Here is a 16251-nt window from a genome sequence, read left to right as displayed (position 1 = left end):
ACGCCTATCAAAACTTACTGCTCTCCATACGACTCACAAATCCGCCAAATTCCCTTTGGTTTCGAGCCAATGCTTGCGATCCGGCGAACGTTTTTTGGCTAATAATAAATCCAATTGTTCGCTGGTGTCGTCATCGGCGGCAACCGTCAATTGCACGAGCCGGCGGGTATCGGGGTTCATCGTCGTTTCACGAAGTTGGCTCGGGTTCATTTCGCCCAAGCCTTTGAAACGCTGAACATTGATCTGGCCTTTCAACTTCTCTGCCTTAATTCGATCCAAAACGCCTTGGCGCTCGGATTCGTCGAGCGCATAAAAGACTTTTTTGCCGATATCGACCCGATACAACGGCGGCATAGCGACGAAAACATGACCGGCTTGCACCAGCGCCTTGAAATGCTGGTAAAACAATGCGCAAATTAATGTCGCAATATGATTACCGTCCGAGTCCGCGTCCGCCAAAATACATACCTTGCCGTAGCGCAGGCTTCGCAAATCATCCGAACCCGGCTCTATACCCAGAGCCACCGCGATATCATGAACCTCCTGAGACGCCATGACTTGGCTCGAATCGACTTCCCAGGTATTTAGGATTTTCCCCCGTAGCGGCATGATTGCCTGAAACTCTCGGTCTCTCGCCTGTTTGGCCGAACCGCCGGCCGAATCGCCCTCAACCAAAAACAACTCGGATCGGCCGATATCCTGACCGGAACAATCGGCTAGTTTACCGGGTAGCGCCGGTCCCGAGGTCAATTTCTTACGAACGATTTTCTTGGCGGATTTCAATCGCTTTTGCGCGCTGGCTATAATAATTTCGGCAATTTTTTCGCCTTCGGAGGGATGCTGATTCAGCCAAAGACTGAAACCGTCTTTCGCAACACCCGAAACGAACGCGACACATTCGCGCGAACTCAAACGCTCCTTGGTTTGTCCCGAAAACTGAGGATCTTCCAATTTGACCGACAAAATAAAATGGCAATGCTCCCAGACATCTTCCGGAGAAACCTTGATGCCTCGCGGCAATAGGTTTCTGAAATCGCAAAATTCGCGCATCGCTTCAGTCAAGCCGGCCCGCAAACCATTGACATGCGTGCCCCCTTGCGCGGTCGGCACCAGATTGACATAACTTTCGGTAATCGCTTCCGGCAAACTATCCGCCGTCCACACGATGCCCCATTCGACCGCTTCATGATCGGACGTCATTTTGCCCATGAACGGCGGTTCGGGATAAAATTCGGCATCCCCTACACGATCGAGTAAATATTCCTTTAAGCCGTCCTGGTAGCACCACTGCCATTGCTCATCAGTAAATTCGGATTGCAAAGTAATATTGAGACCCGGGCATAATACCGCTTTCGCTCTCAATACATGCCTGAGCTTACTGACCGAAATCTTGCTCGAATCGAAATATTTTTCATTCGGCCAAAACTTGACCGCCGTACCGGTATTGTTGCGGCCCACTGTGCCCATTTCGGTCAGATCGCTTTGCTTTTCGCCGTCGGCGAAGGTCATGCGATACACCTTACCGCTCCGCTTAACTTCAATCTCCAAATGAGCCGACAAGGCATTAACAACCGAAACACCGACACCGTGCAAACCACCGGAGAACTGATAATTTTTATTCGAGAACTTCCCGCCGGCATGCAGTTGCGTCAAGATCACTTCGACACCGGGAATACCCTGCTCCGGATGAATGTCGACCGGCATCCCGCGGCCATTGTCACTAACCGATACCGAGCCGTCTTTGTATAATATGACATTAATATTATCGGCATGCCCTGCTATCGCTTCGTCGACGCTGTTGTCGACTACCTCCTGCACCAGATGGTTCGGTCGGGTCGTATCGGTATACATACCCGGCCGTTTTCGGACCGGTTCCAAGCCGCTTAATACTTCTATCGCGGCTGCATTGTAATCATTACTCATACTTCCTAATCACTCATTATCCAATTTCATATATAATGGCCGGTTTGATTCCATCGCCCAATTTCTACCTACTATTTTATCTACATGCCGAAAAAAAAAACCACGAATTTATTCGAAGAGTCCCTAGCCGAGCTTGAGCAACTCGTCGAGCAAATGGAACAAGGTGAGCTATCTTTGGAAGACTCGTTAAAATCATTTGAACGCGGCGTCGCCCTGACTCGAACCTGCCAGAAAGCCTTGCAGGAAGCCGAACAGAAAGTTCAGATTTTACTGGAAAAAAACGGCACTCAAACTCTGGAGCCCTTCACCGATGAGTAACGCACTGAAAGACTATCTGACCTTTTGTCAAAACCGAGTTGAAAGAGCCTTGGAAGCCCGACTGCCAAGCGAAACACAAATACCGACTAAATTACACGAAGCGATGCGCTATTGCGTGTTGGACGGCGGTAAACGCATGCGCCCGATGCTAACCTACTGTACAGGAAAAGCCTTGGGCATTGCACCGGAAGATTTAGACGGAGCGGCCTGTGCGGTTGAATTCATTCATGTTTATTCGTTGATACATGACGATTTGCCGGCCATGGACGACGACGACCTCAGACGCGGAAAGCCGACTTGCCATATCGCTTATGATGAAGCGACCGCCATTCTGACCGGCGATGCACTGCAAGCACTGGCATTCAAGGTCTTGGCGGACGATCCAACCATCCGAGCCAATGCCGAAAGCCGTCTAAGAATGATTACCATGTTGGCCAAGGCTAGCGGTTCTCAAGGCATGGTCGGCGGCCAAGCCATCGATTTAGAATCGGTCGGCACGATGCTGACCCTGCCTCAGCTTGAAAATATGCACATCCACAAGACCGGAGCCTTAATCCGAGCCAGCGTCAACATGGCAACATTAACCAAGCCCGATATCGACCCGAAACAAGCCGAAGGCCTCGATCATTACGCAAAATGCATCGGCCTATCTTTCCAAGTCAAGGACGATATTTTGGACGAAGAGAGCGATACCGCAACACTCGGCAAAACCCAAGGCAAGGACAAAGACAACGACAAGCCGACCTACCCTGCCTTACTCGGCTTGGCCGGAGCAAAGCAAAAAGCCCAGGAGCTTCATGAGCAAGCCATCGAAAGCTTGAGCGGATTTGGGTCCGAGGCCGACTTGCTTCGCGACTTGTCGCTTTATATTATTCAGCGGGATCATTAATTCCCGACTTGAATACTAGGATATTAATCTGCATAATCAGTCGGTAACCGCGTCCGTGCCGATCAATAAGGAATCGATTTATTCATGAAAATCACAGGAAATTTCCCCATACTAGACAGCATCAAGCTTCCCTCCGACCTTAGAAAACTGCCGAAGGACCAATTAAAACCGCTTGCCAAAGAGCTACGCGAGTTTTTAACTCACACGGTCAGTATTTCCGGCGGACACTTCTCGGCCGGTCTGGGAACGGTCGAGCTGACCGTGGCGCTGCATTACGTGTTCGACACGCCCCGCGATCAATTGGTTTGGGATGTCGGCCATCAGGCCTATCCGCATAAGATCCTGACCGGGCGCAGGGAGCGCATGACGACGATCCGCACCCGCGACGGCATTTGCGCGTTTCCGAACCGTTCCGAGAGCGAATACGATGCCTTCGGCGTCGGCCATTCGAGCACGTCGATCAGCGCGGCCTTGGGCATGGCGATCGCATCCGGTTTGCGCGGCGAGGATAAGCACTGTGTCGCGATCATCGGCGATGGCAGCATCACCGGCGGCATGGCCTTCGAGGCGATGAATCATGCCGGTGCGATCGACGCGAACTTGCTGGTGATACTGAACGATAACGATATGTCGATTTCGCCGAATGTCGGCGCGTTGAATAATTATCTGACTAAGATTCTGTCGAGTAAGATTTATTCTTCGGTACGCGAAGAAAGCAAGAAGGTCCTCAGCAACATGCCGAGCGTCTGGGAACTGGCGCGCAAGACCGAGGAGCACATGAAAGGCATGATCGTGCCGGGCACCTTATTCGAGGAAATGGGTTTCAATTATATCGGTCCGATCGACGGCCACGATCTGGACATGCTGGTGTCAACGCTGGAGAATTTGAAACAGATTTCCGGCCCGCGCTTTTTGCATATCGTCACCAAGAAAGGTAAAGGCTATGCGCCGGCCGAGAAAGACCCGCTTGCCTATCACGGCGTACCGGCCTTCGACCCGAGCCGGGATTGCCTGCCGAAATCGGCCCCTTCTCCGCACCCGACTTATACGCAGGTGTTCGGCCAATGGCTCTGCGACATGGCCGAGCAAGACGAGCGCCTGTGCGGCATCACCCCGGCAATGCGCGAAGGCTCGGGCTTGGTCGCATTTTCCGAACGCTTTCCGAAGCGCTATTTCGATGTCGCCATCGCCGAGCAGCATGCCGTAACCTTGGCGGCGGGCCTGGCCTGCGAGGGCGGTAAACCGGTCGTCGCGATTTATTCAACCTTTTTACAACGCGGCTACGATCAATTGATACATGATGTCGTCTTGCAGGATCTGGACGTCTTATTCGCCTTGGACCGCGCCGGTTTAGTCGGCCCGGACGGCCCGACCCATGCCGGCAGTTTCGATTACACCTATATGCGCTGCTTGCCGAATATGCTGATCATGGCGCCGGCCGATGAAAACGAATGCCGGCAGATGCTCTATACCGGTTATATTCATAAAGGCCCGGCTTCGGTACGCTATCCGCGCGGCAAGGGCCCGGGCGTGCCGGTCGATTGCGCCATGACCGCCCTACCGATCGGCAAGGCCGAAATTCGCCACCAAGGCGGGCGTATCGCGATGCTCGCCTTCGGCAGCATGGTTGCGCCGTCGGTCGAGGTCGGTAAGCAGCTCGGCGCGACTGTCGTCAACATGCGCTTCGTCAAGCCGCTCGATGAAGCGTTGATTCTGGAACTGGCCAAGAGTCACGATGTCATCGTCACGGTCGAAGAAAACGTCGTCGCCGGCGGCGCCGGCAGCGCGGTCAACGAATTTCTGCAGGCACAAAGAATCGTGATGCCGGTCTTGAACATCGGCCTGCCCGACGCCTTCATCGAACAAGGCACGCGCGAGGAATTACTGAGTTTTTGCGGATTGGATACCCAAGGGATTCTGCAGAGCATCGAGCAATTTTGCGCGTGATTTTGTAAGCAGTATGTGCCTTTCCCACGCTTGGGATACGCGCGGGGCGGGTTATTTATACTCATCGTAGATCAAAATTCGGCACCGGGGGCCCGTCAAAGGACCCAGCCCCTAAATTAGTAAGACTATTAACCATGACCCTAAAAAGAGCAGTTGATACCCTCAAACTACCGTTCGCCCTGAGCCCGTCGAAGGGTAAATGGTAGTTTGAGGCTTCACCAAGACGGTGAAAGTGTTGTAGACCCTTCATGCTTCGACTTAGCTCAGCACGAACGGTCTACAACACATGTCAACTGCTCTTTTTAGGATGACCGATGGGCTATGGAATTTAGGGGCTGGGTGAATACATCCATGTAGGCTCTATGCCAGCATCCATGCTGGCAAAGCCTTTGCCGAGCACCCCGGCGCCTCCTTAGGCACTGCCGAAATTTGAAGTGCGAAAGGTATAACCCGTCCCGAATGTTTCAGCACCACCCCAAACTCGACCGAAACGTTCGGGATAGCTTTTTCCTAAAAAAATATACGCGATAAGTACCCTATATTTTAACTATGAACAAATTAAAAGAAAAAATCCGAGACATCCCGGACTTTCCGAAGCCCGGCATTATCTTCAAAGATATTACACCGCTAGTCAAAGACCCTGTTGCATTAAGACTTGCAGTCCACCATCTACTGCATCCGTTCTTGGAAAGAGACATTACAGCAGTAGCCGGCATGGAAGCACGAGGCTTTATATTCGGCGCATTGGTCGCATGGGAACTGGGATTGCCGTTTGTACCGCTCAGAAAACCGGGAAAATTACCCTATGACGTACAAAGCGTTTCTTACGACTTGGAATACGGATCGGCGACACTGGAAGCACATAGCGATGCGTTTGAAACCGGTGACCGTGTTTTGTTGATAGACGATTTGTTGGCAACAGGCGGAACCGCCAAGGCCAGTTGCGAACTGGTCGAGAAACTGGGCGCAACCGTTGAAGCCTGTGCATTTGTCGTTGAATTGGATTTTCTCAAAGGCCGTGAAAAGCTTGACGCATACGAAGTTCACTCGCTGCTTCACTTTTAGCACGAACCTCAGATTCGACTATGCCCAAGGCAATCCAAAGCGCTCGAGGCGGGTTGAAACGCCTAAAATCCTTGGTTCGGTATCGGTTTCGCCTTGACTGTTTCCGAAGCATCCTCCACCGCTATAGGCTTCATATTGTCGAGTGATCCTTCAGATTCCAGCTCAGCATCATTCACTTCGTCAAACAACGCCTCATCAAAATCTAGCAGCGCTTTATCTAAGTCGTCATTGATTTCAATATTTCCATCGTTGATCAGATTATTGCGCCACTGAAGATAAGATTCTCGGGTGAACACATAAGGATCCAATGCCGCTTCATCAATGAATTTCAGCGCACCGTCAGCATTAGCTCTAGCATTGACAACTTCCAACACTTGCAATGCTTGCACCGGCATTCCAACATAGGTCGCCGGGTTCGCTGCAGTATCCAATACCGACCCGGGAATGCCCCGGGTGGTCGAGGGTCCTAAAAAAGGCAGCATTAAATAAGAACCCTGCGGAACCCCCCAGACCGCGAAGGTCTGATCAAAGTCTTCTTCATGATGCTCCAATCCCATGTCGGTCGCGATATCGAGTAAACCGCCCAGACCCATTGTGGAATTCACCAAAAAACGCCCGGAATCTTCGACGCTTTGCTGAAACTTACCCTGCAAAACATCGTTGATAACGGTATTGATGGTTTTTAGATTGCCGAAAAAATTATTGACTCCAGCCTGCATAACATTCGGCGTCACGGCTTTATAAGCATTGGCGACGGGTTCGGCGACATATTCGTCAACCGTCATATTAAAAGCATATACCTTACGGTTTATGTCTTCGTAAGGGTCGACTTCCGACAACGATAAATCTTGACTCGCCGTCGTCGAGCAGCCGCTTAACCCGTAAGCTTGAGCACAAAGAAAAACGACAACCATTCGCTGAAGTTTGCCACCCAAAATACCCATAAAAACCTACTGTTTTGAATAAAGATCGATTTTTTCGCTGATTTTTTCGATCAGCACGTCATAGCCGTCACGTTTCAAGATACTGCCATACTCCGAACGCCTTAAAGCCAAATCGCTAACACCATTGGCAATGATGTTTATTATTCTCCAGCTATTACCTTTTTTCTTCAACATATAATCGAATTTAACATCCTTATCATCGGGTATGACCAAATAAGTATGGACTATAATACCCCCCCTTCCGGTCTCTTCCTCCGATTCGAATTTAAAAGATTCGCCGGAGTATTCCTTAAAATTGTGCGCATAAGCCGCAACGCTGAATCGACTAAACACCTCGATAAATTTTTCTTGTTGATCCGACGACATATTCTCCCATTCGCGCCCGACCACGACTCTTGCAATCATATTTAAATCGTGGCTTTCACTTACCGGCTTTTCAAGCTTATCGAAACGACCTTCATAACCAAGCTCCTTACCGCTTTTCATAACATCTATTAACTCGGCTTGAAAATTTTCAACAACCTCCCTGGCACTAAGAATATCCTCGGCATAAACTTCGGTTAAGCCCAACAAAAAAAGCAAAAAAAGACCCGATATTTTATTTATTATTAGACTTTGATACATAAAAACTCCGAAAACATTGATTTCCGGCATGCTTTGCCGGCCGTAAAGAAGATATACTCTTTCGCTAGACTGTCGAAAAAAGCCGCTTTTAGCTAATTGCCGTGTACCCGCTTTTTAAACTCAAAATATATTTGAAATTGTTAGTGTTCATAGGCTATTAAGCGCCAGGTGTAGGGTGCGCATCGCGCACCTGGGGCGGGCTCTTGTCGGTTCGTCACCGTGGAAAGGTGCGCGATGCGCACCCTACGGCGCTCAAGCTTTCTTGGAATTTGTGTATTTATTCACATCCCGCTATCGTTCCCACGCTCCAGCGCTCATCGTTATACACAAGTCCCGTCATACCTTGGCAGGACGAGGTTTACAACCTCGTCCGAAACGTTTTGACCCTGCCGAAGCCCATTGAAACGTTGGGGACGGGTTAAATAACCCGTCCCGCAGGTGGTTAAAGGGATGTATTGGCCTTGCCATCCCTAGCACTGAATACCCGCTTCACGGCGGGTATAACGGCGCAATGCCGGCATGAACACCCTTCGAACCTGCTTTATGAATCCATCGCCTCGACAGTAATAGGAATGCCGGAGAGACTAGAAGCCGGTTTTTCATTTGCATAAACAGGAACCGGCTCTGGAACCATGTCGCCTTCGGTTTTAGGCCCCCTGATCGCTGTCAATAGACCTTTAATCGGGTTTTTCATCATGTCTTCTACGGCCGTTGCCTCGTAGCCGCAATGCGCCATGCAACTCGCGCATTTCGGATTTTTCGAAGTACCGTATTTTTCCCAAGGCGTTTCATCGAGCAATTGCTGGAAGGTTTCCGCATAACCTTCGTCGGATAACAAATAGCAAGGCTTTTGCCACCCGAATACATTGCGGGTCGGATTGCCCCATGGTGTACAATTATAGCTTTGATTACCGGCCAAAAAGTCTAAATAGAGCGACGAATGATTCAATTTCCATTTACGATTCTTACCGATCTTGAAAATGCCCCGGAATAATTCCTTGACATCGCGCCCTTTGATAAAGATATCTTGTTGCGGCGCACGTTCGTAACTGAATCCCGGCGCAATCGTAATGCCTTCGACACCCAACTCCATCGCGTAATCCAAAAACTCGGCTACTTCTTTCGCATTCTCTCCTTGAAACAGCGTGCAATTGATCGTGACTCTAAAGCCTTTATCGAGCGCTAACTTGATCGCTTCAACCGCTCTATCGAAAACACCGTCTTGACAAACCGATGCATCGTGTCTTTCTTTATTACCATCTAAATGAATGGAGAAGGTCAGATATGGAGAAGGCTTATAGTCATCGATCTTCTTCTTCAATAACAGCGCATTCGTACAGAGATAAACGAATTTCTTTCTCGCAACGATGCCTTCGACAATTGCCGGCATATCTTTATGAATTAACGGTTCGCCACCGGGGATCGAAACCATTGGCGCACCACATTCGTCGACCGCTTGCAAACATTCCTCGACCGATAAACGTTTATCTAAAATATCATCCGGATAGTCGATCTTTCCGCATCCTGCGCAAGCCAAATTGCATCGAAACAATGGCTCGAGCATTAAAACCAAAGGATACTTTTTAGCCCCTTTCAGTTTTTGCTTAATAAGATAACTACCAACTGCTAACTGCTGACGTAATGGCACACCCACGGGCATATCCTCCATATTGACTGAATACAAGCAAGGCCGATCATAATCGAGCCTCATAAAACCGAAAAACGACCTGTTGCATGCTTGCAACAGGTCAAAAACATCATGCATCCTTCCTTGAAAACGACATCCGGCGAATCAAAACAACACACCTGAAATACAAGTCCTTATAGAATACAATCATTTATAGATTTACAAGTAGAATACTATCTTTTCGGAATCGACTCCAGTTTTAGCATAATTTTATCGCCTTAAGCGCCAAACCGAAGCACATTGCAGACTATTTGCAAAAATACAACACAAACTTTTAAATAGTTGATTTTTATTCTATATAACAGAGCTGGAGCATAGAATTTTACTCATATTGGCTAGAAAACAACATTGCTTTGCAAAATACCAACAAACAGTCTATCATTGCCGTTAAATTAAGTCTGTATCCAAAACTATCAAGACGAAATCTTAGAAAATAATCATGAGCGCATTACAACCAACTCTGGACAAACCGGAGTCATTAACCGGCCTATCCGACGATGAATTTCAGGCACTGCTGCTTGAAGGCGTCTCCAGAACGTTTGCGCTGACTATTCCGCAACTTCCGGATAACCTCTACCGTCCGGTAGCCAATGCCTATCTGCTGTGCCGAATTGTGGACACAGTTGAGGACGAAGTCTCTCTAAGCCCCGACCAAAAAAAAATATTCTGCGAACGTTTTATCGAAACCGTCAAAACCGGTCATGGTGCGAATGATTTTGCCGCCGACCTATCCCCTTTATTGTCGGAGCAAACCATTCCGGCCGAACATACGCTGATCGACCTGACGCCACGCGTCATTCAAATCACACATTCGTTCGATCCGCAACAGATTGAGGCGCTGGCAACTTGCGTCGAAACAATGGCACAAGGCATGCCGATCTTTCAGGCGCAAAATCTAAGCAATGGACTGCCGACCATGGCCGACATGGATAACTACTGTTATTACGTAGCCGGCTGCGTCGGCGAAATGCTCGCCAAACTGTTTTGCCATTACTCGCCCGAGATTGCGGCTCATAGAGAGCGACTACTCGAACTCTCGGTATCGTTCGGACAAGGTCTGCAAATGACCAACATCCTCAAGGATATATGGGACGACGCCGGCCGCGGCGTTTGCTGGCTGCCTCAAGATATTTTTGACGAGACCGGTTTCGATTTATCGACGTTAACGCCGGAAACCGATGACGAGAACTTCCGAAAAGGCCTTGAACACCTAATCAGCATCGCACACGGACACCTGCGTAATGCACTCGCTTATACACAGCTGATTCCGTCGCACGAAACCGGCATTAGAAACTTCTGTTTATGGGCGCTTGGCATGGCGGTCCTGACCTTGCGAAAAATCAAGCAGCACTTGGACTTTAAACAATCGAATCAAGTCAAAATCACCCGAAACAGTGTCAAGGCAACCATTCTAACAACTCGTCTTACCGGGCGCAGCAACCGGCTGCTGTCCTTATTGTTTAATCTGACCAGCCGCGGGCTCGAATCGCCCGATTGGACTTACCACCCACAATCCCTGAAAGCTAAGTCAGCACTATAAAGGAAGCATTATGTTCACCGACGCCACTACAGAGACCAACACGCGCGACTTGTCCAGCTCCGCCACGGCCATCATCGCCAAGCCTAACGATTTAAACAAAGCCATCGGCAAGGCGCAGGATTACCTGCTAAAGCTGCAGCAACCAGACGGCCATTGGATTTTCGAATTGGAAGCCGATTGCACGATTCCGTCCGAATACATCATGATGATGCACTATTTGGGCGAAATCGACGAAGTACTGCAAGCCAAGATTGCCAATTATCTAAGATCGCGCCAATCCGAGGAAGGCAGTTACCCGATGTTCCCCGGCGGCCCAGGCGACATCAGCGGCAGCGTCAAGGTGTATTATGCACTGAAAATGGCCGGCGATTCGATAGACGCGCCGCACATGCAAAAGCTAAAAAGCTATATTCTAAGTCAAGGGGGAGCCGCTCGCGCCAATGTGTTCACGCGTATCGCACTGGCGATATTCGAACAACTGCCTTGGCGTGGCGTGCCTTACATTCCGGTCGAAATCATGCTGCTTCCGAAATGGTTTCCGTTCCATTTGGACAAGGTTTCGTATTGGTCCAGAACGGTCATGGTGCCGCTGTTCGTACTGTGCTCAGAAAAAGCGACGGCGAAGAACCCGAATAAAGTCGACATCCTGGAACTTTTCGTCGTTCATCCGGACAAGGAAAAACATTATTTTCCGGAACGGACCGCACTGAACAAATTTTTTCTGTTCTTGGATCAACTCGGCCGTGTGACTCGCCCATTGATTCCGAAACGCATGCACCAAAAAGCGCTCGATAAAGCCCAAGATTGGTTTATTGAACGCCTCAACGGCGAAGACGGCTTGGGCGGAATTTTCCCGGCCATGGTCAATGCTTACGAAGCGATGTTACTGCTCGGCATGCCGAAAGATCATGAACTGGTCGTTACGGCTCGAAAAGCGATCGACAAATTGCTGGTCATCAACGAACACGACGCCTATTGCCAACCGTGCCTGTCTCCCGTTTGGGATACCGGCCTAACAGCCATGGCTTTGCAAGAAGTCGACAAAAACGGTAACCGTGACGCATTGGTTCGCGCCTATGATTGGCTCAAATCCAAACAATTGTTGCACGAACCGGGCGATTGGCAAGTATCCAAACCTGAATTGGAAGGCGGCGGCTGGGCATTTCAATACGCCAATCCACACTACCCCGATGTCGACGACACCGGACTGGTTGCGTTCGCCATGGCCGATTCTAATCTGCCTGAGTTGGACGAGTCGATACACCGTGCGACACGATGGATCGTCGGCATGCAATCGGAAAACGGCGGCTACGGCGCATTCGATGTCGATAATACCTATTATTACTTGAACGAAATTCCGTTCGCCGACCACGGCGCATTACTCGACCCCCCCACGGTCGACGTCACCGCGCGCTGCGCGATGCTAATAGCACGCGTTGCAAAAGGCCACGAAGAATACCGTCCGGCACTGCAACGCACCATCGATTATATTCGTAGCGAACAAGAAGCGGACGGCTCCTGGTTCGGGCGCTGGGGGACTAACTATATCTACGGTACCTGGTCTGTATTATTGGGCCTTGAGCAAACCGATGTCCCTAAAACCGATCCGATGTATGTCAATGCGGCAAAATGGCTGAAAAGCGTGCAACGCGAAGATGGCGGTTGGGGCGAGGACAACTTCAGTTATCATGACGAACAAAACTTTCGCGGAAAATATCGCTTCAGCACTGCGTTTCAAACCGCCTGGGCCGTTATCGGCTTGATTGCGGCAGGCGAAGCACACAGCCCGGAAGTCAAAGCCGGCGTCGAGTTTCTCATGAAAACCCAGCTGACCGACGGTAGCTGGAACGACAAATGCTTTACCGCTCCCGGTTTTCCAAGAGTGTTTTATTTGAAATACCACGGCTACGACAAATTCTTCCCATTGTGGGCCCTGGCCAAATACCGTAACGCGATCAATAACTCGTGATCACGGGGATTATTGCCGCCCTACCGGAAGAACTAAGCACCCTGACTTCGGACAAACCGAAGAAAGGGTGCTGTCACGTCATCGCCGAAAATATCCTTATCATTCAATCCGGCGCCGGCCCGAAAAATGCCGAGCAAGCCGCTGAACAACTGCTCGATCAAGGCGCCGAACGCCTCATAAGCTGGGGTTGTGCCGCTGCGCTCGCCCCTGACTTGCGCCCAGGCGATCTAACCTTGCCTGAGCAGCTCATTGCCGATGACTTGGAAAGCATCGATATCCGCTCTCCCTGGCTTGCTGAAATACAAGCGCTATTAAACGCGTTTACCCCTGTCGCGCATATCAGCCTAGCTTCCAGCAATACGCTTGTCGCCACAAGTAAAGACAAACAAGAGCTCCATCAAAAAACAGGTGCCGCCGCCCTAGACATGGAAAGCGTTGCTATCGCCAAAGTCGCTAAGGCTCACCGAATCGATTTCCTGGCCATTCGATCGATCGCAGACCCCGCCGATATGAGTCTACCTAAAGCCGTCGCGCACGCCTTGAACCCAGACGGCGAAGTCAAAATCGCCAAACTACTTAACCATCTCATCAAACATCCCTTAGAATTACCAAGCCTGATACAATTAGGCCGGCACTTTCATGCATCGCAAAAAACATTGAAACAGGCCGCATCGATTTGGCTGCCATCAATCGTTAACTAAAAAATCCGCGCACCGCCGGCATGACTCAGCATCACGACACCCTTATTCACAGATTATTACTATGGTGGGACCGCCAAGTCTTACGTTTTCCGTGGACTTTGCTGATTCTGACCACGACTTTGTCCGGCTTTAGTCTGCATTACACGATCAACAACCTCGGATTCAATACCGATACGACGCAAATGTTGTCGCCGGATTTACCCTTTCAGATCAATCGCTTTCGTCTAAACGAAGCCTTTCCCGAAGATGCCGCCGCTATCATGCTGGTGGTCGACGGCGAAACTCCGGAACAAATCTCGCAGGCCGCAGCCGAACTCGCGCAGCGTCTAAGCCGAGACAAGGAACACTTCGAGTCGGCAATAATACCTACCGATAATGCATTTTTTAAGCAACACGCTTTATTATTTCTCAGCCTTGACGAATTAGACGACCTGTCGAAAAAACTGACCGATGCTCAACCGTTCATCGGTTATCTCGCGCAACACTACAACCTGGAAGGCTTATTCGAAATCATTCGCCAAGCACTCGAGGAAAAAGATAAGTCGTTACCGATGAATCTTACGCCGCTGCTGACTGCGATAGACGACACAATCGACCGTCGACTCAATCAGAACCCTCGATATTTATCCTGGCAAAACCTACTGGCCGACCACCGACTCAACACCGAGTCTAAACGCTCGATCGTCATTGCCAAACCTAAACTGATTTTTACCGACATCATGCCCGCCGATTATGCACTTTCGGCCGCGCGATCCGTAAGTCAATCGATCATGCAAGAAAACCCTGCAGTCCGCATTCGAATTACCGGCGAAACCGCTTTACAACACGAAGAACTCGAAACGGTCAGTGAAGGCGCGATTATTTCAGGCATATTATCGCTGCTTCTCGTTTGTGCCTCGCTATGGTTGAGTTTCCGCTCCGTCAAACTACTCTTGACGACATTGATCGCACTGATCATGGGCCTGATTCTGACTGCCGGCTTCGCCACGATCGCGGTCGGACATTTAAATATTATTTCAGTGGCCTTTGCCGTTTTGTATATCGGACTCGGCGTCGACTACGCCACGCATTTGTGCCTACGCTACAGAGAATGCCGTGCTGCAGGCATGAACAATGAAGGCGCAATTACCGAAAGCATCAACAGCATCGGTTTCTCGTTGTTTTTATGCGCATTGACCACCGCAATCGGCTTTCTCGGATTCATTCCGACCGACTACTCCGGCGTATCCGAATTAGGCATTATTTCCAGCGCCGGCATGTTCATCGGCCTGGGGCTTTCATTATCGATCGTACCTGCTTTATTGAAAGTCATGCCGCTGGGTAAAACAGCCCCGTTTAGATCCTCGCAACTATCATCGGTCATAGCCCATTTTCCGTTTCGTCATGCCAAAGCGATCAGAATCGTCAGCGTACTGCTTGCCATTGCCTCGGCCGCAGTACTTACACAATTGGAGTTCGATTCCAGCACATTCAACTTACGCGACCCCAGCCGCGAATCGGCCTCGACATTCAAAGAGCTCTTGTCGTCACGCAATGAATCGCCTTATTCGCTAACCGGCCTTGCAGACAGCCTAGCGGAGGCCGACCGACGCGCCGAAGCGTTGCGCGCCTTGCCGACGATTCATGAAGCGCTCACCCTATCGAGCTTTGTCGCCAGCGATCAAGAGGACAAACTCTATCGAATCGAAGAGCTGGACATGATTCTCGGCGCCCAACTCAAACAATTCGGCAAACCGTTGCTTGCCAACGATCAGCGCGATGCCGCAATTCGGTTCGCCGTTACGCTACAAAAAGCCATCGATGAATCAACGACCTCCGTCCCGATTCCGGTACTGGAAACCCTACTCGCACGGATCAACAGCTATATCGAATTTGCCGACCGACAACCCCAACCGGATGCCGAATACAGCCAATTGGAACAAAACATATTGGGCCTACTACCATATACGATGCAGCGCTTGAGCATCAGTTTGACCGCCCAAACTTACGACCTGGAAGACCTACCGCCTTACATAAGCGACCATTGGCAAAGTAAAACCGGCCTTTATAAAATCATGATCACGCCGGATAAAAACCTGAACATTGCCAGTCACCGGCAAGCCTTCGTCAATGACGTACAAAGCATCGATACTAGCGTATCCGGCTTACCGATTATCGATAAAGCCTCAGGCAACGCGATCATACAATCATTTGTCGAAGCCTTCGCTTGCGCATTCGCGGCGATCGTCGTGCTGATGCTGATCATTACGAGAAACATCCGCGATACGCTATTGATGATTGGATCGCTTCTGCTTGCGACCTTATTGACCGGAGCGACCAATGTCTTGCTCAACAATCCGTTTAATTTCGCCAATATCATCGCCCTGCCGCTGCTGATGGGCATGGGCGTCGACAGCGGCATTCATGTCGTGCACCGACTGCACAGCCACTGGTCGAACGGCGTCGACCTACTGCAAAGCAGCACCGCACGAGGCGTCTTATTCAGTTCTTTAACAACCTTATGCAGTTTTTCCAGTCTTGCCTTCACGCCTCATCCAGGCACATCCAGCATGGGCTTGTTACTGGCGATCGGCATTTCCTTTACCATCATTTGCACGTTAATCGTGCTGCCTGCGTTCAGCCGGCACAAAATATAAATTTAGAG

General features: G+C 50.1%; 12 protein-coding genes. 8 read left to right on the top strand and 4 right to left on the bottom strand.

Annotated elements, in window-relative coordinates:
* Nucleotides 1-33 precede the first annotated feature (33 nt).
* Nucleotides 34-1923 (bottom strand): DNA topoisomerase IV subunit B, encoded by a 1890-nt coding sequence (gene parE / locus ACINK7_RS05030; protein ID WP_404360203.1) that lies wholly within the window; start codon nucleotides 1921-1923, stop codon nucleotides 34-36.
* Nucleotides 1924-2007: 84 nt separating this feature from the next.
* On the opposite strand from parE, the gene ACINK7_RS05025 reads away from it, so the two are divergent.
* The 4 genes from ACINK7_RS05025 to ACINK7_RS05010 all read left to right on the top strand — a co-directional run bounded on the left by ACINK7_RS05025 (nucleotide 2008) and on the right by ACINK7_RS05010 (nucleotide 6142).
* Entirely contained in the window at nucleotides 2008-2241 is a 234-nt protein-coding gene (locus tag ACINK7_RS05025) for an exodeoxyribonuclease VII small subunit (RefSeq protein ID WP_014149516.1), read from the top strand.
* Nucleotides 2234-3130 carry a (2E,6E)-farnesyl diphosphate synthase gene (gene ispA / locus ACINK7_RS05020; RefSeq protein ID WP_404360202.1) on the top strand — a complete coding sequence of 299 codons (897 nt, stop codon included), beginning with the start codon at nucleotides 2234-2236 and terminating at the stop codon, nucleotides 3128-3130. Before ACINK7_RS05025 ends, ispA begins: the two co-directional genes overlap by 8 nt.
* A gap of 84 nt (nucleotides 3131-3214) precedes the next feature.
* Nucleotides 3215-5077 (top strand): 1-deoxy-D-xylulose-5-phosphate synthase, encoded by a 1863-nt coding sequence (dxs, locus tag ACINK7_RS05015; protein WP_404360201.1) that lies wholly within the window; start codon nucleotides 3215-3217, stop codon nucleotides 5075-5077.
* A 549-nt stretch (nucleotides 5078-5626) separates the two neighbouring features.
* Entirely contained in the window at nucleotides 5627-6142 is a 516-nt protein-coding gene (locus ACINK7_RS05010; RefSeq protein WP_404360200.1) for an adenine phosphoribosyltransferase, read from the top strand.
* Between the two features lie 62 nt (nucleotides 6143-6204).
* On the opposite strand, the gene ACINK7_RS05005 is transcribed toward ACINK7_RS05010, so the two are convergent.
* The 3 genes from ACINK7_RS05005 to hpnH form a co-directional block, all read right to left on the bottom strand.
* A complete protein-coding gene (locus ACINK7_RS05005; protein ID WP_404360198.1) occupies nucleotides 6205-7086 on the bottom strand; it encodes a VacJ family lipoprotein in 882 nt (293 codons plus the stop codon).
* Nucleotides 7087-7092: 6 nt separating this feature from the next.
* Nucleotides 7093-7710, bottom strand: coding sequence for an ABC transporter substrate-binding protein (locus ACINK7_RS05000; RefSeq protein ID WP_404360197.1), 618 nt, complete (start codon nucleotides 7708-7710; stop codon nucleotides 7093-7095).
* A gap of 541 nt (nucleotides 7711-8251) precedes the next feature.
* Entirely contained in the window at nucleotides 8252-9364 is a 1113-nt protein-coding gene (gene hpnH / locus ACINK7_RS04995; RefSeq protein WP_404360196.1) for an adenosyl-hopene transferase HpnH, read from the bottom strand.
* Nucleotides 9365-9836: 472 nt separating this feature from the next.
* Between hpnH and ACINK7_RS04990 the strand changes: the two genes are divergently transcribed.
* The 4 genes from ACINK7_RS04990 to ACINK7_RS04975 are packed head-to-tail and all read left to right on the top strand — an operon-like array spanning nucleotide 9837 to nucleotide 16243.
* A complete protein-coding gene (locus ACINK7_RS04990; protein ID WP_404360195.1) occupies nucleotides 9837-10937 on the top strand; it encodes a phytoene/squalene synthase family protein in 1101 nt (366 codons plus the stop codon).
* Between the two features lie 10 nt (nucleotides 10938-10947).
* Nucleotides 10948-12906, top strand: coding sequence for a squalene--hopene cyclase (gene shc, locus ACINK7_RS04985; RefSeq protein ID WP_404360194.1), 1959 nt, complete (start codon nucleotides 10948-10950; stop codon nucleotides 12904-12906).
* A complete protein-coding gene (locus ACINK7_RS04980) occupies nucleotides 12903-13607 on the top strand; it encodes a phosphorylase (RefSeq protein WP_404360193.1) in 705 nt (234 codons plus the stop codon). Before shc ends, ACINK7_RS04980 begins: the two co-directional genes overlap by 4 nt.
* A gap of 20 nt (nucleotides 13608-13627) precedes the next feature.
* Entirely contained in the window at nucleotides 13628-16243 is a 2616-nt protein-coding gene (locus ACINK7_RS04975; protein ID WP_404360191.1) for an MMPL family transporter, read from the top strand.
* Nucleotides 16244-16251 lie beyond the last annotated feature (8 nt).

It is taken from the genome of Methylotuvimicrobium sp. KM1 (assembly GCF_044788715.1).
Classification (GTDB): Bacteria; Pseudomonadota; Gammaproteobacteria; order Methylococcales; family Methylomonadaceae; genus Methylotuvimicrobium.
Note: the sequence above shows the minus strand (reverse complement) of the source record. Positions and strands in the feature narration are given on the sequence as shown.